This window comes from Pseudomonas sp. HLT2-19-2 (assembly GCF_054898005.1).
In genome coordinates this window covers 2226520-2245909 of the sequence record NZ_CM142712.1, presented here as the reverse complement: position 1 = coordinate 2245909, position 19390 = coordinate 2226520, and the positions used below count along the sequence as shown (strand labels likewise).

General features: G+C 56.8%; 11 protein-coding genes and 4 pseudogenes. 6 read left to right on the top strand and 9 right to left on the bottom strand.

Translation table 11 applies throughout. The annotated features are described in order from the left end of the window. Positions 1–4: 4 nt before the first annotated feature. Positions 5–334, bottom strand: a pseudogene (locus ACYZTU_RS10355) (FCD domain-containing protein); the annotation flags it as partial. Between ACYZTU_RS10355 and ACYZTU_RS10350 the strand changes: the two are divergent. Continuing rightward, a pseudogene (locus ACYZTU_RS10350) lies at positions 334–450 on the top strand (GntR family transcriptional regulator); the annotation flags it as partial. The pseudogenes ACYZTU_RS10355 and ACYZTU_RS10350 sit on opposite strands and share 1 nt — an antisense overlap. A gap of 122 nt (positions 451–572) precedes the next feature. After that, positions 573–1730 carry a class C beta-lactamase gene (gene ampC, locus ACYZTU_RS10345; RefSeq protein ID WP_461969908.1) on the top strand — a complete coding sequence of 386 codons (1158 nt, stop codon included), beginning with the start codon at positions 573–575 and terminating at the stop codon, positions 1728–1730. Between the two features lie 102 nt (positions 1731–1832). Here ampC and ACYZTU_RS10340 read toward each other — a convergent pair whose 3' ends face one another. Together ACYZTU_RS10340 and ACYZTU_RS10335 are read right to left on the bottom strand one after the other, a co-directional pair. Then, a complete protein-coding gene (locus tag ACYZTU_RS10340) occupies positions 1833–2201 on the bottom strand; it encodes a DUF6124 family protein (protein ID WP_461969906.1) in 369 nt (122 codons plus the stop codon). Positions 2202–2485: 284 nt separating this feature from the next. After that, a complete protein-coding gene (locus tag ACYZTU_RS10335; RefSeq protein WP_461969904.1) occupies positions 2486–3049 on the bottom strand; it encodes a DUF4174 domain-containing protein in 564 nt (187 codons plus the stop codon). 180 nt (positions 3050–3229) lie between these two features. Here ACYZTU_RS10335 and ACYZTU_RS10330 point away from each other — a divergent pair, with 180 nt between their 5' ends. Beyond that, the gene (locus tag ACYZTU_RS10330) at positions 3230–3598 is read left to right on the top strand and encodes a VOC family protein (protein ID WP_461969902.1); all 369 of its coding nucleotides are present in this window, start codon (positions 3230–3232) and stop codon (positions 3596–3598) included. 20 nt (positions 3599–3618) lie between these two features. Here the strand turns inward: ACYZTU_RS10330 and ACYZTU_RS10325 are convergent. From ACYZTU_RS10325 to ACYZTU_RS10310, 4 genes and pseudogenes are all read right to left on the bottom strand, one after another. Continuing rightward, a pseudogene (locus ACYZTU_RS10325) lies at positions 3619–5418 on the bottom strand (ATP-binding protein); the annotation flags it as partial. Between the two features lie 66 nt (positions 5419–5484). Beyond that, positions 5485–5829 (bottom strand): annotated as a pseudogene (locus ACYZTU_RS10320) (ATP-binding protein); the annotation flags it as partial. Next, on the bottom strand, positions 5826–6425 hold the full coding sequence (locus ACYZTU_RS10315; protein ID WP_461969900.1) for a biliverdin-producing heme oxygenase: 600 nt from the start codon (positions 6423–6425) through the stop codon (positions 5826–5828). The pseudogene ACYZTU_RS10320 and the gene ACYZTU_RS10315, both read right to left, overlap by 4 nt. A 183-nt stretch (positions 6426–6608) precedes the next feature. Then, entirely contained in the window at positions 6609–7394 is a 786-nt protein-coding gene (locus ACYZTU_RS10310) for a sulfite exporter TauE/SafE family protein (RefSeq protein WP_461969898.1), read from the bottom strand. A gap of 278 nt (positions 7395–7672) precedes the next feature. Here ACYZTU_RS10310 and ACYZTU_RS10305 point away from each other — a divergent pair, with 278 nt between their 5' ends. Both ACYZTU_RS10305 and ACYZTU_RS10300 read left to right on the top strand, forming a co-directional pair. Continuing rightward, positions 7673–8494, top strand: a complete 822-nt coding sequence (locus ACYZTU_RS10305) for an aldo/keto reductase (RefSeq protein ID WP_461969897.1) — start codon at positions 7673–7675, stop codon at positions 8492–8494. Positions 8495–8524: 30 nt separating this feature from the next. Further along, on the top strand, positions 8525–8992 hold the full coding sequence (locus tag ACYZTU_RS10300) for a DUF1810 domain-containing protein (protein ID WP_461969895.1): 468 nt from the start codon (positions 8525–8527) through the stop codon (positions 8990–8992). Here ACYZTU_RS10300 and ACYZTU_RS10295 read toward each other — a convergent pair. Then, positions 8957–11317, bottom strand: a complete 2361-nt coding sequence (locus ACYZTU_RS10295; protein ID WP_461969894.1) for a DNA polymerase II — start codon at positions 11315–11317, stop codon at positions 8957–8959. The genes ACYZTU_RS10300 and ACYZTU_RS10295 overlap by 36 nt on opposite strands. A 241-nt stretch (positions 11318–11558) precedes the next feature. On the opposite strand from ACYZTU_RS10295, the gene ACYZTU_RS10290 reads away from it, so the two are divergent. Further along, positions 11559–14267 (top strand): RHS repeat-associated core domain-containing protein, encoded by a 2709-nt coding sequence (locus ACYZTU_RS10290; protein WP_461969892.1) that lies wholly within the window; start codon positions 11559–11561, stop codon positions 14265–14267. 103 nt (positions 14268–14370) lie between these two features. Here ACYZTU_RS10290 and ACYZTU_RS10285 read toward each other — a convergent pair whose 3' ends face one another. Further along, positions 14371–19314: an NEL-type E3 ubiquitin ligase domain-containing protein gene (locus ACYZTU_RS10285; protein WP_461969890.1), complete on the bottom strand. Its 4944-nt coding sequence runs from the start codon at positions 19312–19314 to the stop codon at positions 14371–14373. Between the last annotated feature and the right edge of the window lie 76 nt (positions 19315–19390).

Genomic DNA, 19390 nt, shown 5'->3' with positions numbered 1-19390 from the left:
AGGGTCACGGATGAGGTGCTATCGAGTAGACAAACGGTGGCCAGCGATCAGCCGAAAACCGGTCGCGACTGTTGGTCAGGTGCAACAACATGGCCGCCCGCGCTGCATCCGGATCCTGGCGCTTGATGGCGTTGAGAATCGCCTCGTGCTCAAGGTTGGCCAGTTGATCACCGACATAAAACAGATAACCCGGCATCTTCACCTCATCGTGCTGCTGACCTTCACCGAGCAGGGCGGCCACCAGCACGTCCAGGTGCTGACCCAAGAGATCAAGCAGCGCAGCTTCAAGGCCCGTGACGGCGTGGATGGTGATGCGCAAATCGAACGTCTGTAGCCACGGGCAACGTGTGCTTCACCGAAATCATGCAGCACTTGGGCGGCGCCATGATCCCGCGAACCCGCGTCAATGCCGCCGAGCGCGGTGCAGTGGACTTGAGCAAGCTCGGGCAGCGCTAATTCAGCGGTCGCGCCTAGCCTATTAACAATCAGCCCGGCCCGTCTATGGGCGGCCGGATTTAAAAAACGCTCGGAGCGTAGCGTTTAACACCCTAAAATCGCACGCAATCGAATCAATGACGGACAAAACCAACATGAATAGGCTGAAGACTCTCGCCGTTTGCGTGGCGGTGCTCGCCACCGGCCAATGTGTCGCACAGGATCAAATCGAGACGGTGGTGAATGCCGCCATACGACCGGTCATGCAAGCCCAGGCCGTTCCCGGAATAGCCGTGGCCATCACCGTCAACGGCCAATCGCATTACTTTAACTACGGCGTGGCCTCGAAGGAAAACGGCAAAGCCGTCACCAAAGACACCCTGTTCGAGATCGGTTCGGTGAGCAAAACCTTCACCGCTACCCTCGCCGCCTACGCTCAGTCCACCGGCAAACTGTCCCTGTCCGACAAGGCCAGCATTGTTCTGCCGGAACTGCGTGGTAGCGCGTTCGATAACATCAACGTGCTGCAACTGGGCACCTACAGTGCTGGCGGCCTGCCGCTGCAATTCCCCGGCGATGCCGATGCACCGGACAAGATGCTCAGCTATTTCAAACAGTGGAAACCGACCTATGCCGCCGGCACCCATCGGCAGTATTCGAACCCGAGCCTGGGGTTGTTCGGTTATCTGGCGGCCAAAAGCATGGGCCAGCCGTTTGATGAGCTGATGGAGAAGTCCCTGCTGCCGAAACTCGGGCTAAAGCACACCTACCTCAAGGTGCCACAGGCTGAAATGGGACTTTACGCTCAGGGTTACAACAAGGATGACAAGCCTGTGCGGGTTGGACCGGGGGCACTGGATTCGGAGGCTTATGGCGTGAAAACCAGCGCCGCGGACCTGATTCGTTATGTTGAAGCGAACATGAAACCGACCAGCCTTGAAGATCCGCTGCAGCGGGCAGTCGCCACGACGCATTCCGGTTACTACAAGGTGGGCGAGATGACTCAGGGGTTGGGTTGGGAGTTCTACAACTACCCGGTCACCCTCGATACATTGCTGGCGGGTAACTCGACGCAGATGGCGATGGAGGCTCACGAAGTCCAGTGGCTGACCCCGCCGCAACCTCAACCGAAAAACGTACTGATTAACAAAACCGGTTCAACGAGCGGCTTCGGTGCCTATGTGGCGTACGTACCGTCGAAAGACATCGGCATCGTGATCCTGGCCAACAAAAACTACCCGAACCCTGAGCGAATCAAGATCGCTCACAAAATATTGAGCGCACTACTCAAATAGATCGTTCTCTGGAGACAATCACTTGCCTGTCGCGCGGGTGTCAATGTCAGTAATAACAATGGGCGCCCCTTTGAGGTCGCCCCTTGTCGTTACTGCGTCAGCTCAATGCCGAGTCGGCGGTTGAGCGTCAGGCGCATCGCTTCTCGGATCAAGATTTTCCCGTGCCTGATTCACCAACAACTCGGCGACCGACGCCAATTGCTGAATCGACAGCAGCACATTGCGGTTCGAGCCTTCCAGTTTGCCGGTAAAATTCGCAATCAGGACATTCAGGGAGGCAAGGGTTTCACAGGCCTGATTTAGCAGGGCTAGTGTGTCGACACCGGGGGCAACAGTGAAGATCTGCTTGGTCGTGGCGGTACGCGTGGAATTTCGAATGACTGCGTCTTTTGAGGTTTCACACGGCTTCGCGGGACCGAGATGATCGGCGTCGGTTAGGGTTTTCGGTTGATTCTTGCTGAATTTTTTCACAGACGAGCTCCTTATTGTGCCATTGGTGTTTTTCGTCCCTGGATCCCTCAGTGTCGCGGACTCCCACGTCCGACCGCGATTTTGCGGTGGCTGACGAAGGCTAGCGGTGCGCTCTGACAGAAACCAGTTCATGAAGTCCGACAGGACTTGCAGGAAATTTCCGAGACCAATAGAAGCCAATACATCTCACCCTGGAACACCCGGTTTTTTTAGCAGCTACCGAGCAAAAAATGGGCGACCTCTTGAGGTCGCGCACTCTTGTAGCAGATGGCGAAGGTCCGGGTTCAATCGTCCGGCATTTCAGGAGGCTTGGCGGGTTTGTCCGGTTTGCCCGGTTTTGCGCCTTTGGAACCCTTGGCGGCCGGTTCGGCTACAACAGGCGTCGCGACCGTCGGCGCTGCAGCTTCTTTCTCGGTCACTGGCAACGCGTCGATGGTCTCGAAAATTTTCTTCAAATCGACCGATTTTGATTCATCCCCCGAACTCTCGAATTTCTTTTCGCCGTCCTTGCCCACCAGGATAACCTTGGGCAACGCCCCGGCACCGAGTTTAAGCGAGCGGATCAGTGCCATGGTGTCCTGTTGGCCGAGATCCTTGCCGTCGAGCTGACCGAACATGTTCAGCACGGTGTACACCCTGATATTGCGTTGGGCGACACCCTCCTTGTTGGCCGGATCGGCCAGCGACTTTTTCAGACCAACCCACACCGGATCAACCGTGCTGGAAGCAATAACAATCAGTGGCCGCGCCCTGCCCTTGTCCATATCCAGAGGTGAGTCGCCATCGGCGGCGAACAAGGGGCCGGCGAAAGCCAGCAGGGTAGTCAGGGTCAATGACCTGATGAGCATGCGCATCTCCTTTTGATATCCACGCTCTAATGATTGCGCATCGCGGCGTTCGTTCCGGGTGACGCACCGCAATTGTGTCTAGCCTTGCCCAAAGCTTAGGCCAGGGCGGTCATTGCGCAACAGGCTGAGCTAATCTCATAGCTCAACAACAACGCCCTGATCCGCCGTGAGGACCACTGCATGAGCGCTCAGCTGAACCACACCATTGTCTGGTGCCGTGACAAGCAGACATCAGCAAACTACCTGGCAGAAATCCTTGGCCTGCCCAGCCCCGAACCCTTCGGCCCGATGCTGATCGTCACGTTCGACAACGGTGTGTCGCTGGACTTCTACGACAATGACCCGCCGATTGCCTCCCAGCACTACGCGTTTTTGATCGGTGACGACGATTTCGATGCGGCCTTCGCCCGCCTGCAAGCACGAAAGCAACCCTGGTGGGCTGACCCCGGCAAGCAGCGACCGAACCAGATCAACGATTACGGCGGTGGCCGGCGGGTTTACTTCGATGACCCGGACGGGCATCTGCTGGAGATTATGACCCGGCCCTAGGCCGCGTCAGCCGCCAACGCCGGAATGGAAAAGGTAAACACGCTGCCAATCCCTGGTTCGCTCTCGGCCCAAAGCTCTCCGCCATGCGCCTGCACAATGCTGCGGCAGATGTACAATCCCAGGCCACTGCCGTTGGGATTACCGTCACGAACCGACCAGTAGCGCTCGAAGATGTGCGGCAAATGCACGGCGTGTATACCGCCGCCGTTGTCGCGCACCGAGATCAGCACTTTGCCGTCTACCTGGCGGGCGCTGAGGTCAATACGTCCGCCCGTGGGGGTGAATTTAATTGCGTTGCCCAACAGGTTCGACAGCACCTGGAACAAACGCTGGGGATCGGCGTCGATGCTCAAGCCTTCAGAACTGCTGCAGTTGAGCTCGATGTTTTTGTGGGTCGTGAGGGTCACCAGCAACCCACAGGCCTCTTCAAGCAGGTTGACCACATCCAGCGGCTTGCACTCGAGTGGGTACTTGCCTGCATCGAGTTTCGACTTGTCCAGCAAATCGGCAATCAGGGTATTCATCCTTGCGGTGGCTTCCTCCATGGTGCCCAAGGCCGCGCTCAGGCGCACGGTATGTTTGCCTTCGTCCTTGGCTACCAGGCGCTGCATCATTCCACATTGCATGATGATAATGGTCATCGGATTGCGCAGGTCATGGGACACCATCGCCACCAACTCATCACGCTCGCGGACCGCTTCATGCTCGCGGAGCACCTGACGGGCGAGGTCGTTTTCGATGGCATTGCGGCGTAGCTCACTGACCGCATAAGCATCCGCCGCGCTCCATTCGCGCGCCCTGCCCTCCACTTGCTGTTCCCACAGCGCAAAGGATGTACGCGGTTGCAGACGGTTGTCGCCTGCGGCACTGAAATGTTCATCAGGATTGCCGCTCCACTTCATGCTGGAGCGCAGCTGCGGGCGGAACCACAGGACGCCGTTGTCCACCGGTTTGGGCAGCACGAACGCCAACAGACCGCTGGCCACGTCACTGTAGAGGGCGCTGGCACCGTGCAGGCCTTGCAGGTGGTCGGTCAACAGCGGCTCGCCGCTTGCCAGGCATTGCTCGCGCACCCACAGGTAAAGGGCTCGTACCTGCTCAACCGTCGGGCACTCACCGAACAGCTGCAAGCGGTCTTCGATCAATACGGCGACGCCACTGGCCCCGGTCAGGGCTTGCAATGGCTGCGGGTGGTTGAGCAGCCCCTCCAGCACGTCGCTGTCAGCCAGGCGCATCGCTGCGGTCAGTTCAGTGATCAGCCGGGATTTCTGTTCACGCTGACGCTGTTCGTCCCGGGTGTGCAGTGCCATGATCTGCACACTGAGCAACTGGGCGATCGCAGCGCACATCGTGCGCACCGAATGGCTCACCCGCAGCGGTTCAGGATGGGCACACGTGATCAGTCCCCAAAGCTGATCGCTCGCAAGCAAAGACAAGCTCATGGAGGCCCGCACGCCCATGTTTTCCAGGTATTGGCAGTGCACCGGCGACACGCTGCGCAGGACCGAAAACCCCAAGTCCAGCGGCTGTCCGGTGTCAGGGCGCAACACCGGAAGAATCGGCACCGGCACATAGCGCGCATCCGGGATCACCCGGATCCAGTTCAGGCGATACAACTCACGCGCCTGCGCTGGAATGTCCGAGGCGGGGAAACATTGCCCCAGGTAACCGGGTAGCACACCGCCCAGTGCCTCGCAAATGACTTGCCCATGCCCCGCCGGTTGGAAACGATAAATCATCACCCGGTCGAAGCCGGTCAGGCGGCGGACTTCATCGACACTGACGGTGTACAAGTCGTCCAGCGTGCTGGCGGCCTGCATCCGCCGCAAGGCCCGAAGCAGGATGCCGGTGTTGTCCGGCGCAGCGTCGTGCAACGGCTCCAGTTCAAGAATAATCACGCCGTCATGTCGGTTGAGCAATCCGTTGAACCGCTGCGCCCCTATCTCCAGCACCAACGGATTGGCATCCTCCAGATCATTCAACAACAGTGCGTGACGAACCTGCTCTGCCGCCGTGGCACCCAACAGCATCGTCAAAGGGTGCTGCAATAAAGCCGCCGCCGTCTGACCGAGCAACGACGCACAATTGCGGCTGATCTGCTGGATGATCAACTCAGGCTCACTCAGTACCAGCAGAACGCCATGGGGTTGGATCGACCCTGGAGTCCGGATCGCTTCGCGGGCGCACTCGGCGAGCGCAGCGTCGAGTTGCTCATCAGTGAGGCGATTCATACCAATACCTCGCACTGCTCGAGCCAACCTTCGAAGGCCTCGAAAGTCGCCTGGGCCGCGGTCACCGACGCCGCCCGTTCAACGGGATCACACACCTCATACAGGCACGCCAGGAAACCGCGCCACATCAGCAAAGTCGACGTGCCGTACACCGCAAAAAAGCGGCCGCCCATGTGTTCGTCGACACCGAGGCGCGAGTACAGGCCGTTGCGCAGCGATTGACCGCCCAGTGTCGCGCCTTCAAGGACGTACAGCACGCCCAGCACATCGGCAACGGAGCGGGGCTGAAGGGAAAACTGGCAGAGGGGGATGGCATCGATGGCGCCCGCGTCCAGACCCAAGGCATACAGATCGGCTTCAAGCGATGGGGTTTTGCTACGAATCAGCCAGTCCAGACCGGGAATGGTCATCGCCATCTGGCACAGCAGGTTTTCCAGCGGCCGATAAAAACCGTAGTAAGCCTTGATCAGGCGGGTGTAGAGCAATAAATCGGCGGTGAAAAACGGAATGCGTTTTTCCAGCACTTGATGCTGCCGGGTCGTCGCGGTGCGCAGCTCACTGAGAATCAGCGGCAGGCTTTTGGGCAGGGCAGTCACAACAGTGTGTCGAGGCAATACCCGGCTTCGAGGCTTTGATATTCAGCGATCAGCCTGTACACGTGCCACCTCTTGTCGATCACGGGAAATGCCGACAGGTCATTCACGGGTAAATGAAGGCGGGCTTTCAACCGTAGCACCTATACGGCGCAGGAGGTGGTTTGTTTCTGGAACCTGTGTCGGCTAAAAGGCCAGTTTGTAACCGATCAGCACCAGCATCGTGGCCAGGCAAGGACGCAACACTTCATCGGAGATGCGGCCAGTCAGGTGGCTGCCCAGGTAAATCCCCGGCAGCGAACCGACCAGCAAGTAACCCAGCACATGCCAATCCATGTTGCCCATGCTCGCATGGCCGAGGCCTGCAACCAAGGTCAGCGGTACCGCGTGCGCGATTTCCGTGCCCACCAGACGGCGGGTTGGCAGCAGCGGATAAAGAATGAACAACGCGACGGTGCCCAAGGCGCCAGCGCCGATGGAGGTCAGGGCAACTATGGTGCCGAGGACCAGGCCGGTGATCACGGTCAGTACATTCAAGCGGTTGCCGCTGGGGTTGTAATTGCCACCCGCACGCTTATGGGCGAAATCGAGCAGGCGTTTCTTGAAGAAAATCGCCAGCGCCGTTGCAAACAGGACAAAGCCCAACGCCTGTTTGATAACAGCGTTCATCGCCTCGGGTGATGTCTGCAAGGTGCTCAGGAACCACAGCGTCAGCGCCACCGCCGGCACACTGCCGAGGGTCAACCAACCGGTAATTGCCCAATCGATGTTCTTGTTCTTTCTATGAACCAGCACGCCACTGGACTTGGTAATCGCCGCGTACAGCAAATCCGTGCCCACTGCGGTGGCCGGATTGACGCCGAACCACAACAGAATGGGGGTCATCAACGAACCGCCACCTACGCCAGTCATCCCGACAATAAAACCGACCACCAGACCTGCAATGACTAAACCGAAATTACCGAATTCCATTAACACGCCCACAAAAAACGCATAAAAAATCTGGCCCGCAGCATAGCGATTTTTCTTATAACCACTTATATCGATGCGATCTATCTTTATGCACTTCCTTGCTCCGTCATGTAGAACTCGAGCCGACTACCGTGGGCGGTGACGAGCATGCTGCACCGCGTATTTCGGCCTGCGCCGACGACGCAATTGCTGTTACCTCCTTTCTGGTGCTCGACGGAACCACCGGGCTATTCTGCTGCCCACTAAAGTATCGATCGAAATTCAGAAAGGAGGTTTTGATGCGGACCCTCGAATTGGCCGGCGTCAATGTACCGGTCATCGGCCAAGGCACCTGGCGCATGGGCGAAGATCGCTCCCGACACACCCAAGAAGTGGCTGCATTGCGCCTGGGCATCGAATTGGGCATGAACCTCATCGACACCGCTGAAATGTACGGCGAGGGCGCTGCTGAGGAAGTGGTCGGTGAAGCCATCGCCGGCAGGCGTGACAAAGTCTTTCTCGTCAGCAAGGTTTACCCGCACAACGCCAGCCGCAAAGGCATCCCACAAGCGTGCGAGCGCAGTCTGCAGCGACTGGATACCGATTACATCGATCTCTACCTGCTGCACTGGCGCGGCCAGTATCCCCTCGAAGAAACGGTCGAGGCCTTTGAACGTTTGCGCGAAGAAGGCAAGATTGGTCGCTGGGGCGTCTCCAATTTCGACGTCGACGACCTGGAGGAATTGGCCTCACCGGCCTGCGCTACCAATCAGGTGCTCTACAACCTGGAGGAACGCGGCATCGAGTTCGACTTGCTGCCCTGGTGCCAGCAGCAAAACCTGCCAGTCATGGCCTACTGTCCGATTGGCCAGGGTGGGCATATGCTGGTCAATTCAACCCTCAAGCAGGTTGCCGCCCGTCACGGGGTGACGCCTGCCCAAGTATCGCTGGCATGGATTCTGCGACAGGAAGGTGTGATCGCCATCCCCAAAGCGGTCAAACCTGAACATGTGCAACTGAATGCGCAAGCCGCGCAATTACGGCTCGAAGCTGGGGATCTGGAGGCGCTGGACCACGCGTTTCGCGCGCCACAACACAAACAGCGGTTGGCCATGGTCTGAGCCATCGCAGTTTTGTCAGAGGGCTTCTGCATGAGAAGCACCGATCAGCTCGATTCCTTTAATCTGCAACGCTTTATCCTGGCCCAGGACCCGGTGTTTAAACGGGTCCAGACCGAGCTGAAGGAGGGTCACAAGCGTAGCCACTGGATGTGGTTCATCTTTCCGCAATTCGCAGGGTTAGGCGGCAGCGAGATGTCCCGCCACTTTGCCATTCGTTCCGAAGAGGAAGCGGCGGCGTACTTGAATCATCCGCTGCTGGGTTCACGATTGCGCACCTGCACACAGTTGGTGCTGAACATCGAAAAAAGCTCTGCCGCCATCTTCGGCCACCCCGACGATCTCAAGTTTCACTCATCCATGACGCTGTTCGCCCAGGTTGCCGGCGCTAACAGCGACTTTCATCAAGCACTGGACCGGTATTTCCACGGCATGACGGATGACTGGACGTTGTCACTGCTGGATTCAAAACAGGCCCAGTTGCCCCCCAATCAAGGTTGAAAAGTCGTCGTCCACGAAGGGCAGAATCGCGTCCGCCACCGGTTGCAGTTGCCGGGTGACGTAGTGGTCGTAGTCGATGGGCGCGCTGCGGATTTCCAGCGGTTCGGGCCCGGCGACGGTGATCACGTAGCTGATCCAGCCACCGTTCTGATATTGCCGCGGGCGACCCTGCTGATCGTTGTAATCATCGGCTATTCGCGCGGCCCGCACGTGGGGCGGCACGTTGCGCTGATAGTCATCTAGGGTGCGGCGCAGGCGCTTGCGGTAGATCAGGCGGTCGTCGAATTCTCCCGCCAACGTCTTGCGCACGTAGTCGCGCACATAATCCTGATAGGGTTTGCGATTGAAGATGCGCAGGTACAACTCCTGCTGAAACTGCCGGGCCAGCGGCGACCAGTCGGTGCGCACGGTTTCCAGGCCTTTGTAGATCATTTCATCGGTGCCATCGGCGCGGGTCACAAGCCCCGCATAGCGCTTCTTGCTGCCCTCCTCGGCACCGCGAATGGTCGGCATCAGAAAGCGCTTGTAGTGGGTTTCGAACTGCAACTCCAGCGCACTGTCCAGACCGTATTCCTGCTGCACATGCTCGCGCCACCACTGGTTGACGTGATCCACCAGCGCGCGGCCAATCTGTGCGGCTTCCTGCTGACCGTGCGCGCGGCGCAGCCAGACGAAGGTCGAGTCAGTGTCGCCGTAAATCACCGTGTGGCCCTGGGCTTCGATCAGCTGTCGGGTACGCAGCATGATCTCGTGGCCGCGCAAGGTAATGGACGACGCCAGGCGTGTATCGAAGAAGCGGCAACCGCTGGAACCGAGCACGCCGTAGAACGCGTTCATGATGATCTTCAAGGCCTGGGACAGCGGCGCGTTGTATTCACGCTTGGCGGTTTCCCGGCCTTCGGCAACCCGGGCAACGATAGCGGGCAGGCAGTGTCGGGTTCTTGAAAAGCGTGCGCCACGAAAGCCCGGCACCGACTCGCTGTCAGCGGGATGTTTAAGCCCCTCGATCAAGCCCACCGGGTCGATGAGGAAGGTACGGATGATCGATGGATAGAGGCTTTTGTAGTCGAGCACCAGCACCGACTCGTACAGGCCCGGTTGCGAGTCCATGACAAAACCGCCGGGGCTGGCCTGCGCTGGCTTGTTCCCAAGGTTCGGTGCAACGAAACCCTGGCGGTGCATCAGCGGCATGTAAAGGTGCGTAAACGCCGCCACCGAGCCGCCGCTGCGGTCTGCCGGCAATCCGGTGACGCTAGCCCGTTCCAACAAGAAGGTCAGCAACTCGGTCTTGGCGAAAATCCGCGTCACCAGCTCGCAGTCCTTGAGGTTGTACTTGGCCAGGGCCGGTTTGTCCTCGGCGAACATGCGGTTGATTTCGTCCATGCGCTGATACGGATTGTCGATCGACTTGCCCTCGCCGAGCAGGGTTTGCGCGACGTTTTCCAGGCTGAACGAGGGGAAACTCCAGGTCGCCGAGCGCAGGGACTCGATGCCGTCGATGATCAGCCGGCCGGCGGCCGAGGCGAAGTAATGGTTGCGGCTACCGTGTTCGCGCCATTGCATTTCTTCGCCACCACGGCCCAGCTTCAGCGGCACTGCCAGGCGCCGGGCGTGTTCATGGAGTACGCGCAGGTCGAACTGCACAACGTTCCAGCCGATGATCGCGTCGGGGTCGTGGCGGGCGAACCACTCGTTGAGTTTTTTCAGCAGCAGGGTTCGGGAGTCGCAGTATTCGAGCTGGAAATCCACCTCGCTGTCATCACCGTTGGGCGGGCCGAGCATGTAGACCTGGCGCTCACCACAGCCTTCCAGGGCAATGGAATACAACTCGCCCTGAGCGGTGGTTTCGATGTCCAGGGAGACCAGCCTGAGGCTTGGGCGGTAATCGGGGTCGGGTTTCATCTGCGCATCGAGCAGCAGACCCACGGTATTCGGCGTGCCACTGAACCGGACCGGCGCGGTGATGAAACGCTCCATCATGTAGCGTTCCGGCGGACGCACGTCGGCTTCGAACATGTCGACGCCCGACTTGCGCAGTGCGGTTTCCAGACGCATCAACTGACCGTGCTGCTGGCAATACAAGCCAAGCACCGGACGGTGCTCGAAATCCTGCAATGCCAAAGGGCGTAGCTCGACGTTCTTTTCGCCGCGCAGCAGCACTTCGGCCTGCTCTCGTTGCACTGCGGGGATGAACGCCACCGACGGTTGATGAGGCAGGCGGATCCGCTGGGGACCGACATCGGTCGCCAGCCAGAACTCGACTTCCGTACCGGCCGGGGTATCGCGCCAATGCCGGGTCAGGACGAAGCCCTGCTGTAAATCCACCACTGCAACCTCTAGATTTGATTCAAGGCGCAATTCTACGCGTCATTGCGCGATTACGTGCGTGGACGCTGTATTGAGATCCGACCGAAATAAACACTCGTCACTTGCAACATACTCGGTCTAAAGCATCCAACCGACCTGTCAGATATGACAGGTCACACACTGAGGTTGCATTGATAGTATCAATTCATCAAAAAACCTTTCGCAAGTACCGGTGCACAGCATCGCAGGAGATTGAACAATGAATCTCGCCGAGCATCGGAACACCCCCTTGCTTGAAGTTTATGACGGTCGTGGCCTGTCGATCCGCCAGGTAGCTTATCTGCGCAAGGTTGAAGCATCAGTGGAATCGCTCATTACCCGACAGGGATATGACGTCGCGGGCAGGGTAAAAACCCAATGCGATCCACGTTTGGCCGGTTCTCCCAGACCTAACCTGACGAATGTCCACGGGCTATCCGGCCAAGCCATCAAGGTTGACAGCGTCGATGCCGGTTGGCGCCTGAACCTGCCCGGAATGGCCGGTGAAATCCTTCAGCGTTGGGATGAGCGCGGTAATCAGTGGCGAAACACCTACGATGAAAAATTGCGTCTATTGACGGTCGATGAAAATGCTCAGACGAACGTCGAAGTTTTTACTTATGCGCAGGGCGATGCAGAGCCTGGAAACAACCTGCGCAGTCAGTTATGCAAGAAGGTCGATCCTTCGGGCTCTGTTGAATTCAAGCGCTTCAGCCTGCATGGCCTCCCCTTTGAAGAAGTCCGCACACCACTGGATGACAATGTCTACACCACAACATGGTCTTACGGCGCAACCAGTCAGCCTCTTAACCAGACTGACGCGGGCGGCCATCAGCAACTTTCTCGCTACGACATTGCCGGGCAACTCAAGCAAGTGACACTCCAAATCAATGCCGACGGACCGGTGCTGGAAATCCTTGAAGACGCTCAATACAACGCCGCCGGCCAGACCATTGAACAACTCACCGGCAATAAGGTGGCCAGGACCTGGATCTACGACTTGGCAGATGGTCGGCTGACGAACATGGAGGCAGGTGTACCCGGTCAGCCCTTGTTGCAAAATCTCGAGTATTTCTATGATCCGGTCGGGAATGTGCTGGGCATCGACGATCACATGTTTAAACCGGTGTTCTTCGCCAATCAGTACATCGATGGCCACCGCGAGTTCACCTATGACTCGCTGTACCGGCTAATCAGCGCCACGGGACATGACGACACCCCGTCAACTGACATGCCGGGCCGCCCGTTGCCGAGCGATCCCAACAATCACCTTAACTATAAACAGCTATACGACTACGACCCGGGCGGCAACCTGATCAAGTTGACCCATACCCGTGCGGTAGGTGGCTACACCCACCAGATGCGCATTGACCCGTCGAGCAATCGTGGCGTGCGCTGGAAACCGGAAGATCCCGAACCGAATTTCGAAACGTTGTTCGACCGCCACGGCAATCTCCAGACCTTGCAACCGGGACAGACCCTGTTCTGGAACAACCGTGATGAGCCGTCATCCATAACACTGATCGAACGCCAGTCCAGCCTCGACGATAAAGAAACCTATCGCTACAGCAATGGCGAACGGATCTATAAACGCCATGAAACTCATACGCTATCGACCACCCATTTCCATGAAGTGCTCTACCTTAACGGACTGGAGATACGCACCCGCGAAACGGGTGAAGCGCTGCATGTCATCACTTTGCCGAGCAGCCTTGGCCGCGTGCGTTGCCTGCATTGGGTGAGCAATAAACCTGACGATATTGATAACAATCAGGTGCGTTACATCCTCGATGACAACCTGGGTTCCAGCCTCACGGAGCTCGATCAACACGCCCGCCCTATCAGTCATGAAGAATATTATCCATTCGGTGGCACCGCCTTTTTGACTCGGGGCTCGGTAGCTGGAATCAGCTATAAAACCATCCGTTACTCAGGTAAGGAGATGGATGACACTGGACTTTACTACTACGGACGACGCTATTACGCGCCGTGGTTGCAACGCTGGGTCAGCGCCGATCCGGCGGGGGATGTGGATGGGTTGAATCTGTATGCGATGGTGCGCAATAACCCGATGACGCTTGTAGATAAGTGGGGACTGGCCGGAGATTTTTCGCAGCACATGAGTAACAGGACCACATCAATATTGACAACCTACACTTTGCACCCACCACCCACCGGCGGGACTGTGACCAAACAGAAGAAAGCGGCGGAGGATCACTACAAGAAAGTTCCAGATGCCAGGTTTTCGAAGAAAGTGCTTGGGGATCTTGTCGCCCATGCCGGTTTTGAATACTCGGATGGGAATCCTGAAAATACCGTCAGTGCTACTGACGTTTTCAACATATCGCTACCCAAAGGCGGAGTGGCAGGCATACCTGGCGTCTCGATTCATAAACCGTTTGACGCTGCCATGGGATCCGGCAATCCAGCAAATCTCGGGATATTGAAAGTCGAACCACATCAATTCCTCCCTGCATTGAATAAACAATACGAAACAGCGTTCAACGATAAAACGTTCCCAGTGAAAATTTATAAGGAGAGCACGAAGGAGACAGTGGACATGAGCGGAGTCGAATATGAAGCGTCTCCGCTCCACCCATTGACGAGAGAGCTCGTTGAAAGTCATATCACTCAAAGCGGTGGATATATCCCCCAAGGTGCAGGGCTTCCGGGTTTTCATGCAGAGGTTAAGATGCTTAACATCGCCGCGCTGATGATCCCCAATCTTGGCCAACAACTTGATAACCTCACCATCGTCACTCAAAAATTGGTTAACGTAAAAGCCGCAACAGCTTTTCCGGGCTGTTTCAACTGCGCCAACATATTGGTTAACTCCTACAATGGTGGACCCGGAGTAAATATTCCAACAGGGCGAGCAGATTTGTCCCATACCCAGTGGAAAAAAATTGTTGAGGAGTATCCAGGTTAACGATGTTACGCACGGACATTACGTGGCAGCTTGTATCAGTCAACGCTCCTGAAGGCAGGAGCGTTTATTGGCCTCCGTGATAATTAGCGGGTCCTGGTGACCGTCAGATACTTGTCGAGTCCATCGCTGTGCGGGTCAACGTCCTGAGTAAAGCCTTACGCGCGAACGCCAATTCGGCGAGTTTGTATACATAGTCCTGCTGCGAAAGTGAACCTGACAACTGCCGATCGAGCAACACATTGTACTTTTCGTTATACGCCGCCGAGTTTTGCGCAAACTCTCGCGGATAGCGGCTTTTCAAGTACTTGCGCCAAAATCGCTGTTCGATGATGTGGTTCACCAGCCCATCTCCAGCCTCCAGCCCCAGTATCGACTGATACGCCTGTTCTACTTGCACATCGTCCACGCCGGCCATCGCTCGAAACAACATGTCCCGCGATTGCCATGGCAGCTCCAGCCGATCCGCCAGACCGGTTTGAAACGCCAGATAGACTTCCACTTCATCGATGGTTCCGGTGATTTCGCCGTCGTCATCGACCGCCTGAAAAGTTTCCCCTGCCTGCAACCTGCCCTGAATCGTGGCACGGGCGATTTCATTGACTTGATCCAGTCGATACTTACCCTTGGCCAACGTGACCAGGCTGGCTTCGATCTGCGCAGGACTGCCTGCCCGATAAGCTTCGTAGACCAGCACTTTGCTGCCCATTTCATTAAAAATCTGCGCACCGGCGTCTGCGCAAGAGTCCGGGTTGGTCGCCATGCGAAACAGTTCTTCACGCAGCGGCGTGTTCTCAGAGGCGGCATCGAGCATTCGCCACACTCTTGCTGTCAGTCCCGGGCGGTAGGCGTCATCGACGTAATCGGCTGATTCGGTGAGCTGTTCCAGCACCTCAAAAAACCCCTGGGCATTCGATTCCCGTTCAAGCTCATCCCAAGTCGCTTGTCTGCTGACTCGTTGTTCTGCAGTACTGCCTTCAAGCCAATACTCACTGGTTCCCTCACCCTTGGGCGGGTAACTGCGGGTGGGGTCATAACCCACCGAGCGCATATAGTTTTGAAACTGCTGACGGCTTTGGTCGGTGAGCTGATCGCGATTCAGGCGCGTTCGTGCAACAAGGCGTGCCTGCTCCGAACCGGGAGTGACGTGTGGCATCTGTTGGATCGGATTGCCTTGCAAGTCCAGTTCAAAGGAACGCGGCCGCGGTAACTCAAACAAGCCTTTGGGCCAATCGGCAACACCGGTATTGTGCAGATCCAGATGATTAAGTTCAGGCATCCTGCCGATATCCGGCAGCCAACCCAATGTTGGATTATTGCCCAGCTTCAAGACTTGCAGACGCGTCAGCCCGCCGAGGTCAGTCTCACTTTGAACGGTCAGCATCAAATGGTTATTGGAGAGATCCAAATGCTCAAGCGCCGGCAGGTTCGCTCGCACAAGCGGTGGCACGACCAGGGCATTATCACTCAAGTCCAGTATTCTCAAGTTCGGAAAATACCCGAGGAAACCGGTGATATCGGTGCGCAACTCGACATGGCGGAACTGCAACGCGCTGACGTGGCGAAAGTTCGCATCCAAGGCAGGCAGATACTCCAGAAAATCACTCGTCCAATGAAAGTTCAAATCCAGGGTGTAGCCTTGCGGCAACAATTCCATTCCTGCCTGCCAGCATTGTTTGATGGTCTTGGCGAAGCGCCCTTTGTGATAGCGCTGATCCATTGGAAGAAGGTCGCCTCTTTCAATCGCCACCCAGTTATCGAGTGCTTTGCTCAGCACGTCGAACTCCATTTCTCGCTCCCTGATGGCGGCGAGTGCCTGTGCTTCGGAGGTAAACGACTGCATGAAACCGGTAAAGGTGTCCGCCGTCGTGCCCGGAAAGAGCGTTTTGAAACGTTCCCCGGGGCTGGGCGCCCCGTCCTGCCCGACCTCTATCGATTCATAACCTTGCATGCCTCCACGCAAACGCATGACGTAGGGGTCATAGACCGGCTTACGGACAGGCTGCTGCAAAAGCACCTTGCGAAACTCTTCCTGCGCCAACGGAGCCTTTTGAAGGGTTTGCTTTAGACGGGCGCCCTGGCCGATTTCGTAACCCAGCGCCTTGCGACTGGAATCAGGCAACGCCTGCAAAATTGACGTGTAAAACTTGTCGGTGCCATGCAGGGAATTACCTTCGGCGTCATACGACTGGAATCCGCCCTCATCGCTCAACACCAGGACTTTGCGAACGGATGAGTCGACGGGCCCGACACTGTCGAGCAACGGTCCGTCAAACGTAATACCCCGGATCTCGATACGAAGATCCGGGGACCAACCCCTCCACTGTTCCAGGCTATGCAATGCCAACCGCGCGGTATCGACACTCTCACTCGCCTCTAGATATAGCCCCTCGTAGCTGCGCAAGAGCCGTAGCTCAAGCGTCGCAGCACGGGCAGCCTGTCGCAGCCGCAGCGGTATTTGCCGACCTTCGCGCATTTGCAGCAGTTCGGTAGGGGTTGCGTTGATCAATAGTTCGTCCATGACTGATCGCGGCAAATGCTCAAAGTCGATACGCAACAACTGAGCATACGGATTGGCACTCGTATCGCCAGCGCGCTCGAAGAACCTGTATCGGGCATCGACCAGTGTGGCTGTTCTGTCCTTGGCCAACCCGGCAATCACCCTGCGCAGCCTGGCTGCCCGCACATCAAGGGCAATAGAGCCGAGACCCGTTTCTTCATCAAGCAAGATTTTGATCTGCGGCTCGTCCAGCCCACGCAACAGTGTTTTCGCCAAATCGTCGTGACCGGCTTGAGTCTCTCTGATTTGCAACACCGGATCAGTGGCCGACTCCGGCAAGTATTGCCATTGCACCTGACCGTCACCGTCCAGTAACTCGACCGCGCGCAACTCCGGCCATTTTCCATGAAGCGTCAGCAGTTGCAGCTGGGTCTTCAGGTCAGCATTGCCAAACACTTGGGGATCATCGCTGCTCATCTGCTCGATGAACGTCTGAACTTCTTGGTCGACCTTGAAGCGTTTGATGGTTTCGACCAGCAACGCTGGCGGTTGCTCGTGCTCGACATGCAGCTTGCGCAACACGTCGTCTTCGACGCCGCTGACAATGCGAATCTGCTCCAGGGTCTGATCGGTAAATGACTCGACGCTGTGCCCCAGACGTCGCATGAGCGTGACACCCCGCCACGTCTCGGGGCGTTCGGCCTCATGGGTCCAGGCGCCGACGCCGTTATGGGTAAGCCTGGGTGAATACGCATCGGCTCGGGTGGGATGCTGAATGCGATATTGGTCCAGCCCAGGTTCCTGCCTGATTGCGAAGTACTTGTTATCAAGCGGGAGCACCTCTCGCCCCTCATGCCGATAAATCCCCTTGGTGTCAGGTCGGGCATTCTCCCCCAGAGGCACCGGCAGCTTGTAAACCTCAAGGTCCGGTTGCCATAACCGTGATTGACAATTGCTGATCTCGACGACTTTCATGCGTTCGACAAATGGCGACGGCTTGAACGGCAACAGATCCCCCACCCATTTGCCGCCTGCCGCGAATGTTCCCAGCTGAATGAGGCTTTCAACCAAGCCGATAAAATGCTCGGCGGCTTCGGTTCGCTGTCCTTCTGACCATTCGATAATCCCTTCGAACGTTTCATCGAGCAGTTGATAGGCGGTATAAGCCAGCATCAGCTCGCCAACAAAAGGCACAAAGGGCACGGCCACAAAAGCGGCGACTTCAAGAACGGCTGACGCTATTTTCTCAAAGCTCTCCCATCGCGCCCAACGGGACTTTTCATCCTCATCGTCAGTGGGCACCGCCATTGCCCTCGCGTCATTGAGGATTTTATTCAGCTTCTGGTGGAAGTCATGGGTCCAGAAATCACCGCTGACTCGGCCATATGCCATCCCCAGACGCGGATTCTGAACGGGCTCGGCCCGCCATGGCGGGGTTTGTTCAAACGGTATCGGTTTGTGCCATTGAACCTTCGAAAGTTTGTCATTGAGCTGGAAAAAGAAAGTACCCCGCTGTTGGTGCGGGACAAACCGGCTGATAAACCGTTGATACTCAGGTCCACGTAGTTGAGCGGTGAGCTCGGCGGCGAAGCTGGCGATGGACGAATACTGTTTGACCGGGTGCTGCGGGTCATGGGGAACATAAGCGATGATTTGTTCGGTCGTATGGCTATGGTCCAGGTCTGCGGCAATTAGGACGATGTCCGAAAGCGCAGCATCCATGATCGTCAACCCAAAGCAGTGCATCGGCTTACCGCGCAAAGTCAGCGCTCGGTGCCCCTCAACCAACCTGATAAGCATAAGGTGAGTCTCAAGATCGATATCGTGCTTCATGAGTGCCATCACGCTGGCGGCACGCAACGCATCCCTATGGCTGGTCTGGACTTTAATTTTTAACACTGCCCTCGCCACCGGGTTTTCGAACCCCAAAAACGCCTTCAGGTAAGCCTGATATCGAGCGCCAATATCAAGCTCACGACACAGCGCTGCAAAGGCCTCGACAGACAGTTTGGATTTGATCGGCACAACCTCAAATTGCCCGGTGTCAGAAGGTTTGGTAATGAAGTCGCTCGCCCTGTCGAAATACCCCGTTCGGGTTTCTTTAAGTTCGAAGTTAAGCAGCGAGGCCTCAAGCAGCGACAGCGTCCGTACATCAAACCCGACGACAATACCCTTGGGACGGTACAGCCGCAGGTAGATCGCTCTGACATCCAGAGCAATGTTGTACTTGTCTTTCAATGCAGCGGTTAATAGTTCTTCCGCGAACGTTTCGATTCCTTGAAGTCTTTTCAGGACTTCATCCAATTCATTGTGTGAAGCCCAACTGTCTTCAAACGCCTTGTTCATTTCACCACGCAGTTGCGCTGATGCCACGTCGTACCAAGGCATCGCGGGCCCAACTGCCTGTTTCAAAGCTGCGCGATTTTCTGAGTGAGTGTTTGTAAGCCAGTCAGGTATCGCCTTGACAATGAAATGTGCGTGCCGACTCTGATTAACAGATTCGGCAAATGAACGCTGTGTATATAGAGCGGCCGTTAGAGCATTAAACATTATGCCTCGTCATCCATGAACGATAGAAAACGCGAGCCTATTCGAATTCCCGGTTTTCATTTCCCTGTATCTGTTT

Bases quoted from the DNA above. Each gene is read 5' to 3' on its own strand.
- ACYZTU_RS10330 (WP_461969902.1), top strand. From the start codon at position 3,230: ATGAGCGCTCAGCTGAACCACACCATTGTCTGGTGCCGTGACAAGCAG.
- ampC (WP_461969908.1), top strand. From the start codon at position 573: ATGACGGACAAAACCAACATGAATAGGCTGAAGACTCTCGCCGTTTGC.
- ACYZTU_RS10305 (WP_461969897.1), top strand. From the start codon at position 7,673: ATGCGGACCCTCGAATTGGCCGGCGTCAATGTACCGGTCATCGGCCAA.
- ACYZTU_RS10300 (WP_461969895.1), top strand. From the start codon at position 8,525: ATGAGAAGCACCGATCAGCTCGATTCCTTTAATCTGCAACGCTTTATC.
- ACYZTU_RS10310 (WP_461969898.1), bottom strand. From the start codon at position 7,394: ATGGAATTCGGTAATTTCGGTTTAGTCATTGCAGGTCTGGTGGTCGGT.
- ACYZTU_RS10335 (WP_461969904.1), bottom strand. From the start codon at position 3,049: ATGCTCATCAGGTCATTGACCCTGACTACCCTGCTGGCTTTCGCCGGC.
- ACYZTU_RS10290 (WP_461969892.1), top strand. From the start codon at position 11,559: ATGAATCTCGCCGAGCATCGGAACACCCCCTTGCTTGAAGTTTATGAC.
- ACYZTU_RS10285 (WP_461969890.1), bottom strand. From the start codon at position 19,314: ATGTTTAATGCTCTAACGGCCGCTCTATATACACAGCGTTCATTTGCC.